Annotated in this window: 15 protein-coding genes and 4 tRNA genes; 13 read left to right on the forward strand and 6 right to left on the reverse strand. The window is 58.6% G+C overall.

Annotation, left to right across the window (positions count from 1 at the left end):
- The first annotated feature begins 45 nt into the window (after window positions 1-45).
- The 9 genes from clpP to BMX55_RS04435 all read left to right on the forward strand — a co-directional run bounded on the left by clpP (window position 46) and on the right by BMX55_RS04435 (window position 6,434).
- Window positions 46-654, forward strand: a complete 609-nt coding sequence (gene clpP / locus BMX55_RS04395; protein WP_091453489.1) for an ATP-dependent Clp endopeptidase proteolytic subunit ClpP — start codon at window positions 46-48, stop codon at window positions 652-654.
- Between the two features lie 111 nt (window positions 655-765).
- Window positions 766-2,028 (forward strand): ATP-dependent Clp protease ATP-binding subunit ClpX, encoded by a 1,263-nt coding sequence (gene clpX / locus BMX55_RS04400; protein WP_091453492.1) that lies wholly within the window; start codon window positions 766-768, stop codon window positions 2,026-2,028.
- Between the two features lie 120 nt (window positions 2,029-2,148).
- Window positions 2,149-4,623: an endopeptidase La gene (gene lon / locus BMX55_RS04405; RefSeq protein ID WP_091453494.1), complete on the forward strand. Its 2,475-nt coding sequence runs from the start codon at window positions 2,149-2,151 to the stop codon at window positions 4,621-4,623.
- Window positions 4,624-4,692: 69 nt separating this feature from the next.
- Window positions 4,693-4,768, forward strand: a tRNA-Gly gene (locus BMX55_RS04410).
- Window positions 4,769-4,818: 50 nt separating this feature from the next.
- A tRNA-Cys gene (locus BMX55_RS04415) sits at window positions 4,819-4,892 on the forward strand.
- Window positions 4,893-4,951: 59 nt separating this feature from the next.
- Window positions 4,952-5,027 (forward strand) — tRNA-Gly (locus tag BMX55_RS04420).
- Window positions 5,028-5,129: 102 nt separating this feature from the next.
- Window positions 5,130-5,221: transfer RNA gene (locus tag BMX55_RS04425), tRNA-Leu, on the forward strand.
- Between the two features lie 13 nt (window positions 5,222-5,234).
- Window positions 5,235-5,858, forward strand: coding sequence for a DUF6806 family protein (locus tag BMX55_RS04430; protein ID WP_091453497.1), 624 nt, complete (start codon window positions 5,235-5,237; stop codon window positions 5,856-5,858).
- Between the two features lie 3 nt (window positions 5,859-5,861).
- Window positions 5,862-6,434 (forward strand): M48 metallopeptidase family protein, encoded by a 573-nt coding sequence (locus BMX55_RS04435; protein ID WP_091453500.1) that lies wholly within the window; start codon window positions 5,862-5,864, stop codon window positions 6,432-6,434.
- A gap of 10 nt (window positions 6,435-6,444) precedes the next feature.
- On the opposite strand, the gene murI is transcribed toward BMX55_RS04435, so the two are convergent.
- The 3 genes from murI to mfd all read right to left on the reverse strand — a co-directional run bounded on the left by murI (window position 6,445) and on the right by mfd (window position 11,528).
- Window positions 6,445-7,308 carry a glutamate racemase gene (gene murI / locus BMX55_RS04440; RefSeq protein WP_091453504.1) on the reverse strand — a complete coding sequence of 288 codons (864 nt, stop codon included), beginning with the start codon at window positions 7,306-7,308 and terminating at the stop codon, window positions 6,445-6,447.
- Between the two features lie 78 nt (window positions 7,309-7,386).
- Window positions 7,387-8,022 (reverse strand): hypothetical protein, encoded by a 636-nt coding sequence (locus BMX55_RS04445; RefSeq protein WP_091453508.1) that lies wholly within the window; start codon window positions 8,020-8,022, stop codon window positions 7,387-7,389.
- A gap of 14 nt (window positions 8,023-8,036) precedes the next feature.
- Window positions 8,037-11,528 carry a transcription-repair coupling factor gene (gene mfd / locus BMX55_RS04450; RefSeq protein WP_091453511.1) on the reverse strand — a complete coding sequence of 1,164 codons (3,492 nt, stop codon included), beginning with the start codon at window positions 11,526-11,528 and terminating at the stop codon, window positions 8,037-8,039.
- 94 nt (window positions 11,529-11,622) lie between these two features.
- Between mfd and ispD the strand changes: the two genes are divergently transcribed.
- Both ispD and ispF read left to right on the forward strand, forming a co-directional pair.
- Window positions 11,623-12,459, forward strand: coding sequence for a 2-C-methyl-D-erythritol 4-phosphate cytidylyltransferase (gene ispD / locus BMX55_RS04455; protein WP_091453515.1), 837 nt, complete (start codon window positions 11,623-11,625; stop codon window positions 12,457-12,459).
- A gap of 11 nt (window positions 12,460-12,470) precedes the next feature.
- Window positions 12,471-12,983 (forward strand): 2-C-methyl-D-erythritol 2,4-cyclodiphosphate synthase, encoded by a 513-nt coding sequence (gene ispF, locus BMX55_RS04460; protein WP_091453518.1) that lies wholly within the window; start codon window positions 12,471-12,473, stop codon window positions 12,981-12,983.
- Here the strand turns inward: ispF and BMX55_RS04465 are convergent.
- The 3 genes from BMX55_RS04465 to BMX55_RS04475 all read right to left on the reverse strand — a co-directional run bounded on the left by BMX55_RS04465 (window position 12,940) and on the right by BMX55_RS04475 (window position 16,127).
- Complete coding sequence (locus BMX55_RS04465) at window positions 12,940-14,430, reverse strand: ATP-binding protein (RefSeq protein WP_245751282.1); 1,491 nt, start codon at window positions 14,428-14,430, stop codon at window positions 12,940-12,942. The two genes, ispF and BMX55_RS04465, sit on opposite strands and share 44 nt — an antisense overlap.
- Before the next feature lie 21 nt (window positions 14,431-14,451).
- Window positions 14,452-15,183, reverse strand: a complete 732-nt coding sequence (gene ompR, locus BMX55_RS04470; RefSeq protein WP_091453521.1) for an osmolarity response regulator transcription factor OmpR — start codon at window positions 15,181-15,183, stop codon at window positions 14,452-14,454.
- A gap of 161 nt (window positions 15,184-15,344) precedes the next feature.
- Window positions 15,345-16,127, reverse strand: a complete 783-nt coding sequence (locus BMX55_RS04475; RefSeq protein ID WP_091453524.1) for a 3-hydroxybutyrate dehydrogenase — start codon at window positions 16,125-16,127, stop codon at window positions 15,345-15,347.
- A gap of 87 nt (window positions 16,128-16,214) precedes the next feature.
- Here BMX55_RS04475 and BMX55_RS04480 point away from each other — a divergent pair, with 87 nt between their 5' ends.
- Window positions 16,215-17,159, forward strand: coding sequence for an alpha/beta fold hydrolase (locus BMX55_RS04480; RefSeq protein ID WP_091454817.1), 945 nt, complete (start codon window positions 16,215-16,217; stop codon window positions 17,157-17,159).
- Window positions 17,160-17,166: 7 nt separating this feature from the next.
- Window positions 17,167-19,401, forward strand: coding sequence for a RelA/SpoT family protein (locus tag BMX55_RS04485; protein ID WP_091454820.1), 2,235 nt, complete (start codon window positions 17,167-17,169; stop codon window positions 19,399-19,401).
- The last annotated feature ends 17 nt before the right edge of the window (window positions 19,402-19,418 follow it).

Below are 19,418 nucleotides of genomic sequence, written 5' to 3' on the forward strand. Positions count from 1 at the left end.
CCCCATTTGTTTCTGGGTACAGTACCCGCCTGACAGGAGAAAACAATGAGCGCACTGGAAACACAAGGCCTGGGCATGATCCCGATGGTCATCGAGCAATCGGGCCGTGGTGAACGGTCTTATGACATCTATTCGCGCCTGCTCAAAGAGCGGGTGATTTTTCTGGTCGGGCCAGTCAATGACCACAGCGCCAATTTGGTCGTGGCACAGTTGTTGTTCCTTGAAAGCGAAAACCCCGACAAGGACATCTCGTTCTATATCAACTCGCCCGGTGGCTCCGTCAGTGCCGGCATGGCGATTTTTGATACCATGAACTTCATCAAGCCCGATGTGTCCACACTGTGCACCGGCTTGGCCGCCAGCATGGGGGCGTTCTTGTTGGCTGCTGGAGCCAAGGGCAAGCGTTTTTCGCTGCCCAACTCCAAAGTCATGATCCACCAGCCTTTGGGCGGTATGCAGGGCCAAGCCACTGAGATCGAAATTCACGCCCGCGAAATCCTCAAGACCCGCGAGCAGTTGAACAAAATCTTGGCCGAACGCACCGGCCAGCCGCTGGAAAAGATCGAGCGCGACACCGAACGCGACTACTTCCTCTCGGCGGCTGAGGCCAAAGACTACGGTCTGGTCGATCAAGTTATTGACAAACGCGCCTGAACCTAGCCACTGCACCGTGGACGGCGTTTTCCCCCACAGGGAAGGCGCCGTTTCTGTTTGGTTATCATCGCAGGCCCATTTTCTTCATTCTCGTCACAAGGCATTCTTCCCATGGCCGATAAAAAAGGCTCTCCCAGCGAAAAAACCCTTTACTGCTCTTTCTGTGGCAAAAGCCAGCACGAGGTAAAGAAGCTGATTGCCGGCCCGTCGGTTTTCATCTGCGATGAGTGCATCGACCTGTGCAATGAGATCATCCGCGATGAACTACCCGCCGACGCTGGCCGTGATGCGCGTGGCGATCTGCCCACCCCCGCAGAAATCAAGGGCAACCTTGACAACTACGTTATTGGCCAAGAAACGGCCAAACGCACCTTGGCGGTGGCGGTGTACAACCATTACAAGCGCCTGCGCCACAAAGACAAAGCCCACAAAGACGACATCGAGCTGTCTAAGAGCAATATTTTGCTGATTGGCCCCACAGGCTCCGGTAAAACGCTGCTGGCACAAACGCTGGCCCGTATGTTGGATGTACCCTTTGTCATGGCCGATGCCACCACCCTGACCGAAGCCGGTTATGTGGGTGAAGACGTTGAAAACATCGTAGCCAAGCTGCTGCAAAGCTGCAATTACGACGTCGAGCGTGCCCAGCGCGGCATTGTCTACATCGACGAAATCGACAAAATTTCGCGCAAGGCCGACAACCCCTCCATTACCCGCGATGTCTCCGGTGAAGGCGTGCAGCAAGCACTGCTCAAATTGATCGAAGGCACGATGGCCAGCGTCCCACCCCAAGGTGGGCGCAAGCACCCGAACCAAGATTTTCTGCAAATCGACACCACCAACATTCTGTTCATTTGCGGTGGTGCCTTTGCTGGGCTAGAAAAGGTGATTGAAAACCGTACCGAAGCCTCTGGCATTGGTTTTGGCGCTGCCGTGCGCAGCAAAAAGCAGCGCTCGTTGTCGGATGTGTTCACGGAGATCGAACCCGAAGATCTGATCAAATTTGGTCTGATCCCTGAGTTGGTAGGCCGGATGCCGGTAGTCACGGCGCTGGCCGAACTGAGCGAAGATGCCTTGGTGCAGATTTTGACCGAGCCCAAGAATGCCTTGGTTAAGCAATACAGCAAGCTGCTGACCATGGAAGGGGCCGAGCTAGAAATCCGCCCAGCCGCCCTCAAAGCCATTGCCCGCAAGGCGCTGGCACGCAAAACGGGTGCCCGTGGCCTGCGCTCCATTCTGGAGCAGGCATTGATTGGCACGATGTTCGATCTGCCCACCATGAGCAACGTGGAGAAAGTGGTGGTCGAAGAGTCCACGATCGAAGAAAGCAAGCCCCCGCTGCTGGTGTACCGCGAGGCGGCCAAGCAAGCCTAAGCCTCGACAGCCAACCTGTTTCTCACGCCGCAGGTTGGCGTTTGTGCTGCTATCGTCACGCTGGCGGGTTGAAAACCCCAGTCTGCGGGTCATCTTCTATCCAGCTTCATGAGAATTCCCATGTCCGGACACACCCCCTTGCCTGCTCTCCCGATTGATCTACCCCTGTTGCCGTTGCGCGACGTGGTTGTTTTTCCCCACATGGTCATACCGCTGTTTGTCGGCAGACCCAAAAGCATTAAAGCCCTAGAACTGGCGATGGAAGCCGACCGGCGCATCATGCTGGTGGCGCAAAAAGCAGCGGCCAAAGACGAGCCATCGGTCAGCGATATGTTTGATGTGGGTTGCATCTCCACCATCCTGCAAATGCTGAAATTGCCCGATGGCACCGTCAAGGTGCTGGTCGAAGGCCAACAGCGTGCCTTGGTGAAAGAAATTGTTGATGCGCAAACCCATTTCTCCGCCACCATCCTGCCGGTAGAACTGGAACTGACCGCTGGCAAACCCAGCGAGATCGAAGCCTTGCGCCGCGCGGTGATGCAGCAGTTTGACCAGTACGTCAAGCTGAACAAAAAAATCCCGCCCGAAATCCTGACCTCCATCTCCAGCATTGAAGATCCAGGCCGCTTGGTCGATACCATCGCTGCCCATCTGCCACTCAAGCTGGAAAACAAGCAAGCCGTGCTAGACCTGTCCGACATCAAGGATCGGCTAGAAAACCTGTTTGAGCAGCTCGACCGCGAAGTCGATATCCTGAATGTAGATAAAAAAATCCGGGGCCGCGTCAAGCGCCAGATGGAAAAAAACCAGCGCGATTTTTACCTGAATGAGCAAGTCAAGGCCATTCAAAAAGAATTGGGCGAAGGCGAAGACGGGGCTGATCTCGAAGAACTGGACAAAAAAATCCGCTTGGCCAAGATGCCGCTGGAAGCGCGCAAAAAAGCCGAGAACGAGCTGAAAAAGCTCAAGCTGATGTCGCCTATGTCAGCAGAAGCCACCGTGGTGCGCAACTACATTGACGTGCTGGTGGGTTTGCCTTGGAGCAAAAAAACCAAAGTCAAGCACGACTTGGGCCATGCCGAAACCGTGCTCAACGAAGACCATTACGGCCTCGACAAAGTTAAAGACCGCATTTTGGAATACCTTGCGGTGCAACAGCGCGTGGACAAGGTCAAGGCTCCCATTTTGTGCTTGGTTGGGCCTCCGGGCGTGGGCAAAACCTCACTGGGGCAATCGATTGCCAAGGCTACCGGGCGCAAATATGTGCGCATGGCCTTGGGCGGTATGCGCGATGAAGCCGAGATTCGGGGCCACCGCCGCACCTACATTGGTGCCATGCCCGGCAAAGTTTTGCAAAGCCTGAGCAAGGCTGGCGCACGCAACCCGCTGTTTCTGCTTGATGAAATCGACAAGCTGGGCACCGATTTTCGGGGTGATCCGTCCAGCGCCCTGCTCGAAGTGCTTGACCCAGAGCAGAACAGCAAATTTGCCGACCACTATGTCGAAGTGGATTTCGACCTGAGCGACGTCATGTTTGTCGCCACCTCGAACTCCATGAACATCCCTCCGGCATTGCTGGATCGGATGGAAGTGATTCGCCTGTCGGGTTACACCGAAGACGAAAAAACCAACATCGCCACCAAATACTTGGTTCCTAAGCAATTCACCAATAATGGTGTCAAGGCCGACGAGCTGCGTATCGACGAATCCGCCGTGCGCGACATCGTGCGCTACTACACCCGTGAGGCAGGCGTGCGCTCGCTAGAGCGCGAACTGTCCAAAATCTGCCGCAAAGTTATTAAAGGTTTGCAGCTCAAGCAGCTGCAAGCTCCGGTGGTGGTGGGCGCAGACAATCTGCCCGACTATCTGGGCGTGCGCAAATACAGCTATGGCCGCGCCGAGCAGCAAAACCAAGTCGGTCAGGTCGTTGGCTTGGCATGGACAGAGGTGGGTGGTGATTTGCTCACCATCGAGGCTGCCACTATGCCCGGCAAGGGCGTCATTACCCGCACCGGCTCGCTGGGCGATGTGATGAAGGAATCGGTAGAAACAGCCCGCACTGTGGTGCGCAGCCGCGCCCGCGCCTTGGGTATTTTGGACGAAGCCTTTGAAAAGAAGGACATCCATATCCATGTGCCCGATGGCGCTACCCCCAAGGATGGCCCTAGCGCGGGTGCCGCCATGACCACGGCATTTGTGTCAGCGCTGACGGGCATTCCGGTGCGCGGCGATGTGGCGATGACCGGCGAGATCACCCTGCGCGGTGAAGTCACGGCCATTGGTGGCCTGAAAGAAAAGCTGCTGGCCGCTTTGCGTGGTGGCATCAAGACGGTGCTGATCCCGGAAGAAAACGTCAAGGACTTGCAAGAGATCCCTGACAACGTCAAAAGCGGCCTAGAAATCGTGCCAGTGAAATGGATCGACAAGGTGCTAGAGATTGCCCTAGAGCGCCAGCCTGTGCCCCTGACCGAAGAGCAAGTGCAGGCGCAGCAGGCTGCCGCAGCCGCGAAAGCACCGGCCAGCGCGGTGGTAGCAGCTGTGGCCCCCCCTGCCCCAGTCCCGGCCAAGACGAGAAAAGCACCGGTCAAGCACTAAAATTTGTGCAAACCCAAAAAACTGCGCTATAATAAATGGATTGCAGCAATCGTAAGATTTCTGCTTTATGCGGGATTAGCTCAGTTGGTAGAGCGATACCTTGCCAAGGTATAGGTCGAGAGTTCGAGCCTCTTATCCCGCTCCAAATTGGCATAAAAGGGAAGCAACCGCTTCCCTTTTGTATTCGGATGATAAGGCGCGGTAGCAAAGCGGTTATGCCCCGGATTGCAAATCCGGTTAGTCCGGTTCGACTCCGGACCGCGCCTCCAAAGTTTGGAGCCTTCAAAAGCTCTGATATAATTGGAAACCACAAAATTGTGGTGACTCTGCGGGATTAGCTCAGTTGGTAGAGCGATACCTTGCCAAGGTATAGGTCGAGAGTTCGAGCCTCTTATCCCGCTCCAAATTAAAAACAAAAGGGAAGCAACGCTTCCCTTTTGTTTTGGGTATTGCCTTGGCGTAAAGGCCGGGTTACGCTGTGGTAAAACCATATGCACAGCACCCATGCCCCGATGGTGAAATTGGTAGACACTGCGGACTTAAAATCCGCCGCTTCCTGAAAAGGGGCGTGCCGGTTCGATTCCGGCTCGGGGCACCATTACGATTCAATCATGTCAAACTACAACGCTCCCTTCGAAATTCATGTACATGGCGAGGTGTTGCTGCGCGCCGATGTTCAATACGCACAGTTGCAAGAGGCGCTCAAACCCCTGTGGCAATACGCCGGGGCACGCTCCTTAGCTGCCGGTGCTGCCAGTGCCTATGAAGAAGAGCCGGGCATCAAGTTTGATGCCCCAGAGCATGTTTTGCGTATGTGCTGGACAGTGCGCGGCGACGAAGATTTCCGCCAGTCTTTGGATGAGATGTGCATGGGCCTCAACGAGTTGGCCGAGCAGGGCGCACCCATTGAAGTCACGTTTTACGATGCCCAATTCGATGACGACGAAGATGAGAACGATGACGCAGAGTCGCGCGATGACTTTTTGATGCTGTTCGTTGGGCCGACGCCCGCAGCCATCATGCAGGTGCAGCGTGATCTGTTGGTGCAAGATGTGGTTCACATGATGGAGCGCCATTTTGATGGTGCTGAACTGGGCGGCGTCGTCACTGAGATCGACAAGCTGTTTACCCAGCGTTTTGACGCTTTGGTCGATTCCTTAGAAATCAGCAAACCGCCCCGTGGCGCTTCGGGTGGTGGTCATGGTGGTGGCCGTCGGCCCCGCCACTTGCACTAAGCCATGGCCTTGGGGGGGCGCGGGGTGCCAGTCGCCCCGCCCGCGCATGATTTTCCTTATCTGCGCGCCTATTCTGAGAGCTTGCGCCAACAGGTAGCGGCGCTGATGGCGCAAGAGGATGGTTTGGCTGCGCTGCTGCGACGCAAGTACCCGCACGCGCATACCGTGCGCACCGACAAAGCACTCTACCACTACACCAGCGCCCTCAAAAGCCGCCATCTGCGCAATGCCGACGCGGTGAACAAGGTGGTGTTTGACAGCAAAATCCATGTCGTGCGCCATGCCCTAGGGCTGCACACGGCGGTGTCACGGGTACAGGGGGGCCGCTTGGCGGCTAAACACGAGATTCGTATCGCAGCGATGTTCAAGCAGGTGCCTGAAGAGTTTCTGCGCATGATCGTGGTGCATGAACTGGCACATCTGCGTGAGCGTGAACACAACAAGGCGTTTTACCAACTCTGTGAGCACATGGAACCTGCCTACCATCAGTATGAACTCGATGTACGGCTGTACCTAACGCATTTAGAGCACACTGGCCCTAGGCTATGGCAGGCTGATCTGGCGGTGGCTGAATAGCCATTACAGGTCAGTGGTGCGGCAAAGCAATGGCTTGGCAACAGCTGGTGGGCAGTTGCAGCCAGCGCGCTGCGGCGGTTTGCAGAGCAGCGAGGGTGCCGGTGGTGTAAAGCTGCACGGCTGTGTGAGGGGCGGCTATGGCCTCTGGTGGCGCTAGGGTGCCTGCCGCTTGCAACAAACGCCGTGTTTGGCGCGCTACCGGGTCTCCGGTGGCTATCAGGCGAATGTGTGGCCCCAGCAGAGCGCGCAGCTCCTCTTGGGCAAACAGATAGTGCGTGCAGCCCAGCACCAAGGTATCCATAGCGCCGGTCTGCGGGCCAAAAGCACCCATCGCTTGGGTATATTGAGCGCACAAGGCGTGGGTTTCTGTCTGCGTGGCATCGTCGGGCGGGGAATGCAAGGTGCTGCGCTCAATGGCATGGGCCAACCCATCGCACGGTTGCACCACAAACTCGGCCTGCCCTTGCAGGGAGGCCAACAGCCGGCCAAAGCGGGCGCTGCCCAGCGTGCCACGCGTGCCCATCACGCCAATGCGCTTGGTCTGGCTCTGGGCTACGGCAGGCTTGAGGGCTGGCTCCATGCCCACCAGCGGCAAGGCTGGGTGCTGGGTGCGCAATACATCAATGGCGGCGGCGGTGGCGGTGTTGCAAGCAATGACCAGCGCCTTGATATGGTGTGTTTGGCAAAGATAATCTGTAATAGCTTGGCTGCGTGCCGTGACAAAAGCGTCACCGCGCTCGCCGTAGGGTGCGTAAGCGCTGTCGGCCAAATAAACAAAACGCTCATGCGGCAACTCAGCCCGCAACGCTTGGAGCACGCTCAACCCACCCACGCCACTATCAAAGACACCAACAGGGGAGGAGGAAAGTGGCATGGCGCAGCAAAACCCAATGGCGAGGTAAAGAAAAATCGAGGCCCGATTGTAGGAAAACACGCCTCGGCTGTCGCTGGCTTAGGTGGGTGGTGGTGGCAGATAAAGCCGGTCTGACCACGTAGCCAGCCATTCTGGTCTAAAAGCCACAAAAATGGCGGTCATCATCCCAGTCATAAAGGCATCGCCCCAAGCCATGAGCCAATGCGCCACCATCGACAAATCGCCGCCCACACCGGGCAGGGGCTGGCCCAACCACTGCGCCAGCGCCGATGCCGCAAACAACGACAACGCAGTGCCCAAAAAGGCCCGGCCCAGCACATAAACAAACAGGTGCTCGCCGGTCAAGCGGCGCAACAACGCCCCCCAGCCCAGCGCCAGCGTAGCCGGAAGCACTCCCTGCCACAGCGCCAAGGCCATGATGCCATCCAGCGATGGCGCGCCACTGAACACACCCGCCACCACAGCCACCAGCAGGAATAACAGCACAGCCAAAGGCCAGCCCAACATCAGCGCCACCATGCAAGCGCCTGAGAACTGCAATTGCAGCGGCATAGCGTGCAACTGCGGCAAAGCCCACATCCACGGCAGCACCACCAAGGTAGCTAGCACGGGCGTGAGCAGGGCACCACCGCGCAGCCAGCGCCAAGGCTTCATCCACAGGGCGATAGCCAGAGTACAGGCCAATAGCAGCAGGGTAGGTTCTTGGTCGGTCATGGTGGCGATGTCTCTTATGCTACGGTATCTACCGAGGGAGTCAACGGCTGTCCCAAACTGCGCAAAATCTCGCGCACGGCTTGGGCACGGTCTTGCGGGTCGGGCAGGGCGCGTTCAATGCGCAGTTTCTCGTTGCCAGCCAGTTTGATATGTTTGTGCTTTTGCACCAGCTCAATGATGCGCATCGGGTCAATGGGGGGCTGGGGCTTGAAGGTGATGATGATGACGCCTGGTGTGGCATCCACCTTGGTCACGCCATAGGGCTGGGACAGCACACGCAAGCGATGCACATCGACCAGCGTTTGCGCCTGCGGTGGCAGCTTGCCAAAGCGATCGACAATTTCTTCCAGCAGCGCATCAATTTTGTCGGCGGTTTTGGCAGTGGCGAGCTTTTTATAAAAGCTCAGGCGCAGATGCACGTCACCACAATAATCATCCGGCAATAATGCCGGGGCGTGCAGGTTGATGTCGGTGGCTGCCGACAGCGGGGCCAGCAGGTCTGGCTCTTTACCGGCTTTGAGGCAGCGCACGGCTTCGGACAGCATCTCGTTGTAGAGCTGAAAGCCAATCTCCATCATGTTGCCGCTTTGGTTCTCGCCCAGCACCTCACCAGCACCACGAATCTCCAGATCGTGCATCGCCAGATAAAAGCCGCTGCCCAGTTCTTCCATCGCTTGGATGGCGTCCAGCCGCTGTTGGGCCTGTTTGGTCAGGCTCTCGATGTCGGGCACCATCAGGTACGCATAGGCTTGGTGGTGACCGCGGCCCACGCGGCCCCGCAACTGGTGCAACTGTGCCAAGCCAAACTTGTCGGCGCGGCTCATGATGATGGTGTTGGCGGTGGGCACGTCAATGCCGGTCTCGATGATGGTGGAGCAGAGCAGAATATTGAAACGCTGGGCGACAAAATCGCGCATCACTTTTTCGAGTTCGCGCTCAGGCATTTGGCCGTGGGCGATGGCAATGCGCGCTTCGGGCAAAATTTCCAGCAGCTTCTGGCGGCGGTTTTCAATGGTTTCGACTTCGTTGTGCAAAAAGTAGCACTGGCCGCCGCGCTTGAGTTCGCGCAGTATGGCTTCACGAATCACGCCGTTGTTTTCGCTGCGGACAAAGGTTTTAATCGCCAAACGCCGTTGCGGTGCCGTGGCGATCACGCTCAGGTCGCGCAAACCTTCTAGCGCCATGCCCATGGTGCGCGGAATTGGCGTGGCCGTGAGCGTGAGCACATCCACTTCGGCGCGCAGGGCTTTCATCTGCTCTTTGTGGCGCACGCCAAAGCGGTGTTCTTCGTCAATGATGAGCAGGCCCAAGTTGTGGAACTTTGTCGATTCACTGAGCAGCTTGTGCGTACCGACCACAATATCCACTGTGCCATCGGCAATGCCCTTGATGGCGGCAGAAATCTCTTTGCCAGAGCGAAAGCGTGACACTTCGGCAATTTTGACCGGCCATTTGGCAAAGCGATCAACCAAGGTTTGGTAGTGCTGTTCCGCCAGCAGCGTGGTTGGGGCCAAAAAGGCCACCTGTCTGCCCCCAGTGACGGCGACAAATGCGGCGCGCAATGCCACTTCGGTTTTGCCAAAACCGACATCGCCACAGACCAGTCTGTCCATCGGGCGCGGGCTAATCATGTCTTGGATCACGGCATGGATAGCGGCGTTTTGGTCGGCGGTTTCTTCAAAGCCGAAGTCGTTGGCAAATTGTTCGTATTCTTGCGGGTGGAAACGGAAGGCAAAGCCTTCGCGGGCGGCGCGGCGAGCGTAGATGTTGAGCAACTCGGCGGCGCTGTCGCGCACCTGTTCAGCCGCTTTGCGCTTGGCTTTTTCCCATTGGCCGCTACCCAGTTTGTGCAACGGAGCCTCGTCGGCACTGACGCCGGTATAGCGGCTAATCAGGTGCAACTGGCTGACCGGCACATAGAGCACGGCTTGGGCGGCGTATTCCAAGTGCAGAAATTCTTGCAAGGCCGGGCTGCCATCGGCGTTTTTCTCGCCCAAGTCCATGTTCACCAGACCCCGGTAGCGGCCAATGCCATGCTGGCTATGGACTACCGGGTCACCGATGTTCAGTTCGCTCAGGTCTTTGATGAGCGCTTCGACATCACTGACTTGCTCTTGCTTTTTGCGTCGGCGCACACTGGCCCCGGCGGAGAACAATTCGGTCTCGGTAATGAAGTCGATGCCCTGCTCTTGGCAAGAAAAACCCACGGCCAAGGCGGCAGTAGCCATGCCCAGCGGCTCGGTGCTGGCCGCAAAGGCGGCCAGCGAGTCAAACACCACCGGCTGCACCTTGCCTGCACGCAGAAAGTCGAGCAAGCTCTCGCGGCGGCCATCGCTTTCGGCTAGCAGCAGTACGCGCTGCGGGGTGTTAGCAATGTGGGCGCGCAAGCGGGCCAGTGGCTCCTCAGCGCCGCGCACCACCGACACATCCTTGATGGATTGGATGTCAGACGCGCCTGCTGCGGCATCGCTGCTGGCGGGGCGCAGCGCCAGTTGCGCATGGGCCTTGCACTGGCCGTAGAACTGCTCGGTACTCAAAAACAGCGCTGGCGGGGGCAGCACTGGGCGTTCTGGGTCGCCCTGCACCAGGCGGTAGCGGTCTTGAGTGTCTTGCCAAAAGCGCTGGAACACGGGTTCTAAATCGCCGTGCAGCACCACGGTGGCGTTTTCGCCCAAGTAGTCGAACATGGTGGCGGTGTCATCAAAGAACAGCGGCAGGTAATACTCGATGCCCGCCGTGGCTACGCCGTTGCCCATGTCTTTGTAGATGCGGCTTTTGGTCGGGTCACCGTCCAGCAGTTCGCGCCAGCGGCTGCGAAATTTAGCCCGCGCCGGCTCGTCCATCGGAAACTCGCGCCCCGGCAGCAAGCGCACTTCGGGCACCGGGTACAGGCTGCGCTGGGTGTCTGGGTCAAAGGTGCGGATGCTGTCGATCTCATCATCGAACAAATCCACGCGGTAGGGCACGGGCGAACCCATTGGGAACAAATCTATCAGGCCGCCGCGCACGGCATACTCGCCGGGGCTGACTACTTGCGTCACATGGTTGTAGCCCGCCAGCGTGAGTTGGGCGCGAAATTTAGCCTCATCCAGCTTTTGCCCCACCTTAAAGTGGAAGGTGTAGCCAGCCATAAAGCTCGGCGGAGCCAGCCGGTACAGCGCCGTGGTGGCGGGCACAATCACCACGTCTGCGCCGGTATCTTGGGTTTTTTGCCGGATGCGCCAGAGAGCCGCCAAGCGCTCGCTAATCAGGTCTTGGTGCGGTGAGAAGGTATCGTAGGGCAGGGTTTCCCAATCCGGAAACAACGCGCAGCGCAAGCCGGGGGCAAAAAAGGCCAGCTCGTCCAGTAGGCGACCAGCATCGCTGGCATCGGCGGTGACGATAGCGGTAGTACGCTGGGCGGCCTGTTCGCGCTGGCCGAGGCGGGCCAGCAACAGGGCATCGGCACTGCCCACAGGGCGGGGAAGGGTAAAACGTTTGCCGGGGGAGAGTTTGGGGAGTTCCATGCGCTCAAGGGGAAAGTGGCCGCGCCACGACCCCGGTGGCGCAAACTGTGCACACACCGCCCGCGACGGGAAGCGGCAATTTTAGAATGCTGCCATGACTGCCCCCCCGCCCCTATCCCAAAGCCTAGCCCATAGCACTGTCACACCTCCCCGTTTTTGGGCAGTGATTCCTTGTGCGGGCACCGGTAGCCGCGCCCTGTCTGCGGATCAGGCCAGTGCAGCCGCCCCCTTGCCCAAGCAATACCAACAGGTGGCGGGCCAACCTTTGGTGCTGCATACCTTGGCAGCTTTTGCGCTGGTACCACGGATACAGGCCACGCTGGTGGCCGTGGCCGCTGGAGACCACTTTTTGGCGGCCTACCCGGCGACCTCTTTCTTTTTGGCCGAATGCGGTGGCCCCACCCGCGCCGATACCGTGCTCGGGGGCTTACGCACCTTGCGCCAACGCGGCGCCCAAGAGCAAGATTGGGTGCTGGTACACGATGCCGCCCGCTGCCTGATTACGCCGCAGCAAATTGACGCGCTGATTGACGCCTGCGCCAGCGATGGCGTCGGTGGCCTGTTGGCGCACAAGCTGGCCGACACCCTCAAAACCGCTACCAACGGCCCAGCCGGTTTGCGCGTGGGCAGCACCTTAGACCGCAGCGACAAATGGTTGGCGCAAACGCCCCAAATGTTCCGCCTTGGCCCCCTGTGCCATGCGCTAGAGCAACTGGGGCCAGCGGCCACCGACGAGGCCAGCGCCATCGAGGCGATGGGGCTACACCCACGTTTGGTACCGGCCAGCGCGCTCAATTTCAAGGTCACGTATCCCGAAGATTTTGCGCTGGCCGAGGCGGTACTGACACAACGTGCCCACGGTGCCACGCTAGAACGCTTTGGCGGCGACCGGGGCTTGGCCAGCGATGCGCCACACCGCACTATTTTTTAAGGACGATTTGCATGAACTTCAGAATTGGCGAGGGCTGGGACATCCATGCCTTGGTGCCGGGACGCCGCTTGGTGCTCGGTGGCATTGAGATAGCCCACCACAGTGGCCTACTGGGACACTCGGATGCCGACGCGCTGCTGCACGCCATCACCGATGCCGTGTTGGGGGCAGCAGCGTTGGGCGATATTGGCAGCCATTTTCCAGACACCGATGCCACCTTTCGCGGGGCCAACTCGATGGTGCTGCTGGCCGAAGCCGTGCGCCAAGTGCGCGCCCAAGGCTACGACATTGGCAATATCGACAGCACCATCGTGGCGCAAGCGCCGCGCATGGCCGCACATATACCAGCCATGCGCCAAGCCATTGCCCAAGCACTGGGTTTGCAAATGGCACAGATCAACATCAAGGCCAAAACCGCCGAGCGCCTCGGCCCGGTAGGCCAAGGGCTGGCGATTGAAGCGCGTGCGGTAGCATTGCTGTTCAACTGTGTACCGAGTAAGGGCGCGGCGGCAGGTTGCGCTTGATCTGTGGGCGTTGTAGGCGTTGTTGCGGGTCGGCACCCTCAGGCAAATCACGGGCGCGTTGCAGTTGCACATGGGCTACTAAGCCCCCAGCGGCAGAATTGGCAAGGGCAAACACTCCCCCCATACGCTGCACGGTTTTTTCCACAATCGACAGGCCCAACCCCGCGCCAGCAGCCGCAGTGCGTGCCAAATCGCCGCGAAAGAACGGTTTAGTCAGGTTAGACAACAGCTCAGGCGAGACGCCCAAGCCGTGGTCGCGCACCTTGATAACTACCCAGTTTTCATTGCCTTTAGCCACCATATCCACATGGGCAATACCCGCACTGTCTGGGGTTTTGCCATAGCGGCGGGAGTTTTCTAACAGATTAGAAAGAATGCGCGCCAACTCTACCTCGTCGGCCAGCACGTTCAGGTCTTCGGGCACCTCGATCGTAATTTGCAGCTCGCGGTGGTCTTGCACGGCATAAACACAGGAGGCCACGACGGCATGGAGATTGACCGGTTTGAGCGTGACATGGCCAGGGCGGGCGTAATCCAAAAATTTGTCGATGGTGGCATCAAGCTGCACAATATCGGCCACCATGTGCTCGCGGGCTACTTCGTCAGAGACGCTCATTTCGGTCTCTAGCCGCAAACGCGCCAGCGGCGTGCGCAGGTCATGCGAGATACCCGCCAGCATCACGGCACGGTCTTGCTCTAACTTGGCTAGTTTTTCGGCCATGCGGTTAAAGCCAATATTGACCTCGCGGATCTCATTGGTCACGGCTTCTTCGTCCAAATGGCTGGCCGAAAAATCGCCGCCTTGCACCTTGTTGGCAGCGTAAGACAGCTGCTTGAGCGGCTGGTTAATGAGCTGTGCAATAGCAGCTGCACCAGCCAGTGACAGCACGCCAGCCATGACTAACCAGAGCAACCAAGTTTTATCGTTGGTCGGTTGCAGGCGAGACAACTCCATGCGCAGCCAGTGGGCCTGTCTGCCGGTGCTAAAACCTATCCACAAGCCCGGCTCGCTATTGACGCTACCCGCCATGACCGTACTAGGGCCCAGCTGTGCAGACAAGGTCTGACCCAGCAGCTCACTCACTGCCGTAGGCGGCAACGGGGTAAACTGGTCTTCAGGCAAGCGCAACTGGATGCGCAAACCCTCTTGTTCCGCCAAGATGTTGAGCAGGGAGGTACGCCCCAGCGGATCAGCAGACAACAAGGCCGTACGGCTCAGTTGCACCAAGGAAGTCAATTGCTGCGCTATATGCAAACTGCGCGGCTCAAACTCCAACCCCCGCAGGGTTTGTAGCCAAGCCAGAATGCTCACCACCAGCAGCAAGCCGAGTAAAAAGAAGGTGCGCCAAAACAAGTTGAGTCGCATCCGCCTGCTGGCTTCGCGCTGCCTTTCGCACAACTCCAGCGGAGCCGAGCCGGTGGCATCGGGGTGTACGCTGTGGCTCATGGCTGCGCACTCCCCTCAGCGTTAAGACTTGCCATCGGGCACAAAAACGTAGCCTACACCCCACACCGTTTGGATATAACGTGGCACAGTGGGATCGTCTTCGATCAACTTGCGCAGGCGCGAGATTTGCACATCCAAGCTGCGATCAAAGGGTTCAAACTCGCGGCCACGGGCTAGCAGGGCCAGCTTCTCGCGCGACAACGGCTGGCGCGAGTGGCGCACCAGCGCCTTGAGCATGGCAAACTCACCCGTGGTCAGGGACAACTCCTCACCCGTTTTTTGCAGAGTGCGCGTCGTCAAATCAAAGGTGAAGGGGCCAAAAGCCACCACTTCATCCTCTGCCGAGGGTGCGCCCGGCGCTTCTTGCAATGGGCGGCGGCGCAGCACAGCATGGATACGCGCCAGCAGTTCGCGCGGGTTAAAGGGCTTGCCAAGGTAATCGTCAGCGCCCACTTCAAGGCCCACGATGCGATCGACATCCTCACCTTTGGCAGTGAGCATGATGATGGGCGTGCGGTCATTGCAAGCGCGCAAACGCCGACAAATCGACAAGCCATCCTCGCCGGGCATCATGAGATCGAGCACGATCAAATCGACGCTATCGCGCAGCAACACCCGGCTCAGGGCTTTACCGTCTTCAGCTACCATGGTCTCAAAACCTTCTTGTGCCAGATAGCGGCGCAACAGCTCGCGGATACGCGCATCGTCATCGACGATCAAAATTTTGTCGGCCCGGTGGTTAGTGCCTGCCATATCGGGTGCCCTGCGGTTGTTTGTAACAGCAGCGATTGTTACCAGTTTGTACGGGCTCACTTTGGTTTTTTAGGCCATTGGCTAACCAAAGGTTACAAGTTTTGCCATTGAGGCACATTACTGGCCCCACCAGCCCGTGCTGGGGGGGCCATACGAGGGCATTACTGCGCTGCCCAACCGCCATCCATGTTCCAAGCCACACCGCGCACATTGTTGGCTGCCGATGAGCAGAGAAACACGGCCAACGCGCCCAGCTCATCTGGCGTCGTAAACTGCATGGATGGCTCTTTTTCACCCAGTAGCTGGCGCGTAGCCTCTTCATTGGAAATGCCCAAGGCAACCGCCTTGGCATCTACCTGCTTTTGCACCAGCGGCGTCAGCACCCAGCCGGGGCAAATCGCATTGCAGGTGATACCGGTGGTGGCCGTCTCTAGTGCTGTCACCTTGGTCAGGCCCACCAAGCCATGCTTGGCCGCCACATAGGCCGATTTTTGCGCCGAGGCCACCAAGCCATGCACCGAGGCCAAATTGATGATACGCCCCCAGTTGGCTGCCTTCATCGCGGGCAAAGCCAATCGGGTGGTATGAAAAGCGCTGCTCAGGTTGATGGCAATGATGCTGTCCCAACGCTCGGCAGGAAAATCCTCAATGTTGGCCACATGCTGGATGCCCGCGTTGTTCACCACAATGTCTACTGCGCCAAACTCGGCTTGGCAATAGCCAAACATGGCTTCAATCTCGCTGGCACGCGACATATCGGCACCGTGGTAGCCCACACGGGCCCCACTGCCTTGGGTGGCGGCCAGCACCTCGGCACGTGGCGCATCCACGTCACCAAAACCATTAAGCACCACATGGGCACCTTGGCTGGCCAATGCCTTAGCAATGCCCAAACCAATGCCGCTGGTAGAGCCGGTGACGAGCGCTGTTTTGCCTTTAAGCATGAAATCTCCTAAGAATGAATTACGATGGAAAGAGAAGGTATTGGCATCCTGAGCCATTATCCCGCCATGTTTCCCGGAGCTGCCCCCATGCTTAAACCTACGCTGAACTACGTACCCTGTCCTTGGGCCGCCCCCGCTGGCCAGTCTGAGGCAGTGCGCCGCATGGCCTATTGGGAATGGAATGCCACCGGCAACCTCCACCATCCGCATGTGGTGCTTTGTGTACACGGCTTGGCGCGCCAAGGGCGCGATTTTGATGTGCTGGCACGCACTCTTAGCCCCTATGCGCGCATCATTTGCCCCGATGTCGCAGGCCGTGGCCAAAGCGACTGGCTGGCCGATCCGCAGGGCTACCAAATACCGCTCTATGTGGCCGACATACTGGGCTTGCTGGCCCAACTGCACCAGCAGGCCCCCATCACCACGCTCGATTGGGTGGGCACCAGCATGGGCGGCTTGATTGCGCTGGGGCTACTGGGCCAGCCGGGCCTGCCTTTGCCGGTACCAGTGCGCCGTTTGGTGCTCAATGATGTTGGGCCAGTGATTGAATGGGAGGCGCTGACGCGCATTGGCGAGTACGTGGGGCAAATGGAGCAATTTGATTCTCTGGAACAAGCCGCTGATGCCCTTTGGGGGATATCAGGCAGTCATTTTGGCCCGCACACGCGCCAGCAGTGGCTCGATTTGTGCGCCCCCCAATTGCGCCCACGGCCCGAAGGGGGCCTCACCCTGCATTACGACCCGGCCATTGCCGTGCCCTTTCGCACATTAGCCCAAGCCACCCCGGAGATGGCCCAAGCCGGGGAGGCGGCGATGTGGCAGCTTTATGAGCACATCACGGCACAAACTTTGCTTCTGCGTGGCGCACAATCGGATCTGCTGTCTTCAGCCACCGCCGCTGCCATGACCCAGCGCGGCCCCCAAGCTCGCTTGGTTGAATTTGACAACGTCGGACACGCCCCCACCTTGGTGGTGGCCGAACAGGTGGCTGTGGTAAGTGATTTTTTATTCCCGGCCGATGAGCCAAGGTAGTGAGTGCATGACCGTTTCTCCCAGCCCCGCGCTTGATATTTTGTCCTTGCCCGAACCAGTGGCACCCGTGGCCCCACTGATTGTGGCCACCTCCCAGACCCTGCCAGAGCAAGAAAATGCCCTCATCCGCGCCCGTGCTTTTGCCGAGCCCCTGATTGCCGATGAAAACCTAGCCACCGGCGAAAATGCCCTCGCCCACGCCGATGCCGTAGCCGCCATCCTCAAGGTGATTGGCGGCTCCGAGGCCATGCAGGCGGCCAGCTACTTGGTGCATGCCTGTATGCACCTGAACAAGCCTGAAGAGGTAATTGCCAAAGCCTTCGGCCAGAACTTTGCCACCTTGGCCGTCGAAACCACCAAGCTGATGCGAGTGCAAGAGCGCGCGCGTGCCGTGCATCCGTCGGTGCAGCAGGTCAACGACCCGGCGGTGCAAACCGAAAATGTGCGCAAAATGCTGCTGGCGTTTTCACGCGACTTGCGCGTGGTGATGCTGCGGCTGGCCTCGCGCCTGCAAACCCTGCGCTACCACGCGGCCAGCAGCACGCCAGTGCCCCCCAGCATCTCGCACGAGGCGCTGCATGTGTTTGCGCCGCTAGCCAATCGGCTGGGCATCTGGCAAATCAAGTGGGAGATGGAAGACCTGGCCTTTCGCTTTCTGGAGCCACAAACCTACCGCGAAGTGGCCCGCCTGCTGGACGAAAAACGCGCTTGGCGCGAGGTCTATATGGCGCAACTACGCGCCAGAGTGGCGTCTGAACTGCGCGCACGCAGCATCAGTGCCAGCGTGCAGGGGCGGCCCAAGCATATCTACAGCATCGTCAAAAAAATGCGCGGCAAATCGCTGCATTTTGACCAGTTGTTTGATTTGCGCGCCTTGCGCGTCATTGTGCCCAGCGTGCGCGATTGCTATGCGGCCCTCAGTTGGATTCATGCCCAATTTGAGTCCATTGCCGAGGAGTTTGATGACTACATCGCCCGGCCCAAGCCCAATGGCTACCAATCGCTGCATACCGTCGTCTATGACGAAGCTGGGCGCACCATTGAGATTCAGATTCGCACCCAAGCCATGCACGACCACGCCGAGCACGGTGTGGCTGCGCACTGGGCCTACAAAGAGGCGGGCAGCAAAGGCTATGCCGGGGTCTCGGCCAATGGCGACTACGACAGCAAAATTGCCGTGCTGCGCCAGTTGCTGGCATGGGAGCGCGACTTGGTGGGCGCACCGCAACAACAAGGCCTGTTTGATGACCGCATCTATGTGCTCACGCCCGACGCGGCCATTGTTGAATTGCAGCAAGGCTCCACGCCGGTCGATTTTGCCTATGCCGTACACACCAACTTAGGCCACCGCTGCCGGGGTGCCAAGATCAACGGCAACATGGTGCCGCTCAACACCCAGTTGCAAAACGGCCAAACAGTAGAGATCATCGCGACCAAAGAAGGCGGCCCGTCACGCGATTGGCTCAACGCCGATTTAGGCTACCTCAACAGCAATCGGGGCCGCGCCAAGGCCAGAGCGTGGTTCAACGCCCGGGCCCTGCACGAAACCGTGGCCCGTGGCCGCGAAGCAGTCGAAAAACTGTTGCAGCGCGAAGGCAAAACCGCCATCAAACTGGACGATCTGGCAGGACAGTTAGGCTTCAAATCAGCCGATGCGCTGTTTGAAGTGGTGGGCAAAGACGAGTTCTCACTGCGCAATATCGAAAATCTGCTGCGCCCTCCAGAGCCGCCCCCTGATATTGAAGACTATCTGCTGCAAAGAAAAGTCCGCTATGCCGACCGCACGCCCAAAGGCGGCGTACTGGTGGTGGGTGTCGATTCGCTGATGACGCAGTTAGCCAAATGCTGCAAGCCCGCGCCGCCCGACGAGATTTGTGGCTTTGTCACCCGTGGCAAAGGGGTGAGCGTCCACCGGGCCGATTGCAGCAATTTTCATGAACTGGCCGCACGCACGCCTGAGCGCGTGATTGAGGTCGAATGGGGCCTGCCCAAAAAGTCGGACGTGGCTTCGGTCTATCCGGTGGATGTCATGGTGCAAGCCTCCGACCGCCAAGGCTTGCTGCGCGACATCTCAGAAGTTTTTGCCAAAGAAAAAGTCAACGTGGTTGGTGTGCAAACCCAGAGCGTCAAGGGCACAGCTTGGATGACCTTCACCGTAGAGGTCTCGGATGCTGGCCGTTTGAGGAAGGTACTGGCTGCGGTGGCGATGGTGCCTTGTGTGCGCTCGGCGCGTCGGCGTTGAAACTTTTTTGCATAAAA

It is taken from the genome of Giesbergeria anulus (genome assembly GCF_900111115.1).
Taxonomy (GTDB): domain Bacteria; phylum Pseudomonadota; class Gammaproteobacteria; order Burkholderiales; family Burkholderiaceae_C; genus Simplicispira; species Simplicispira anulus.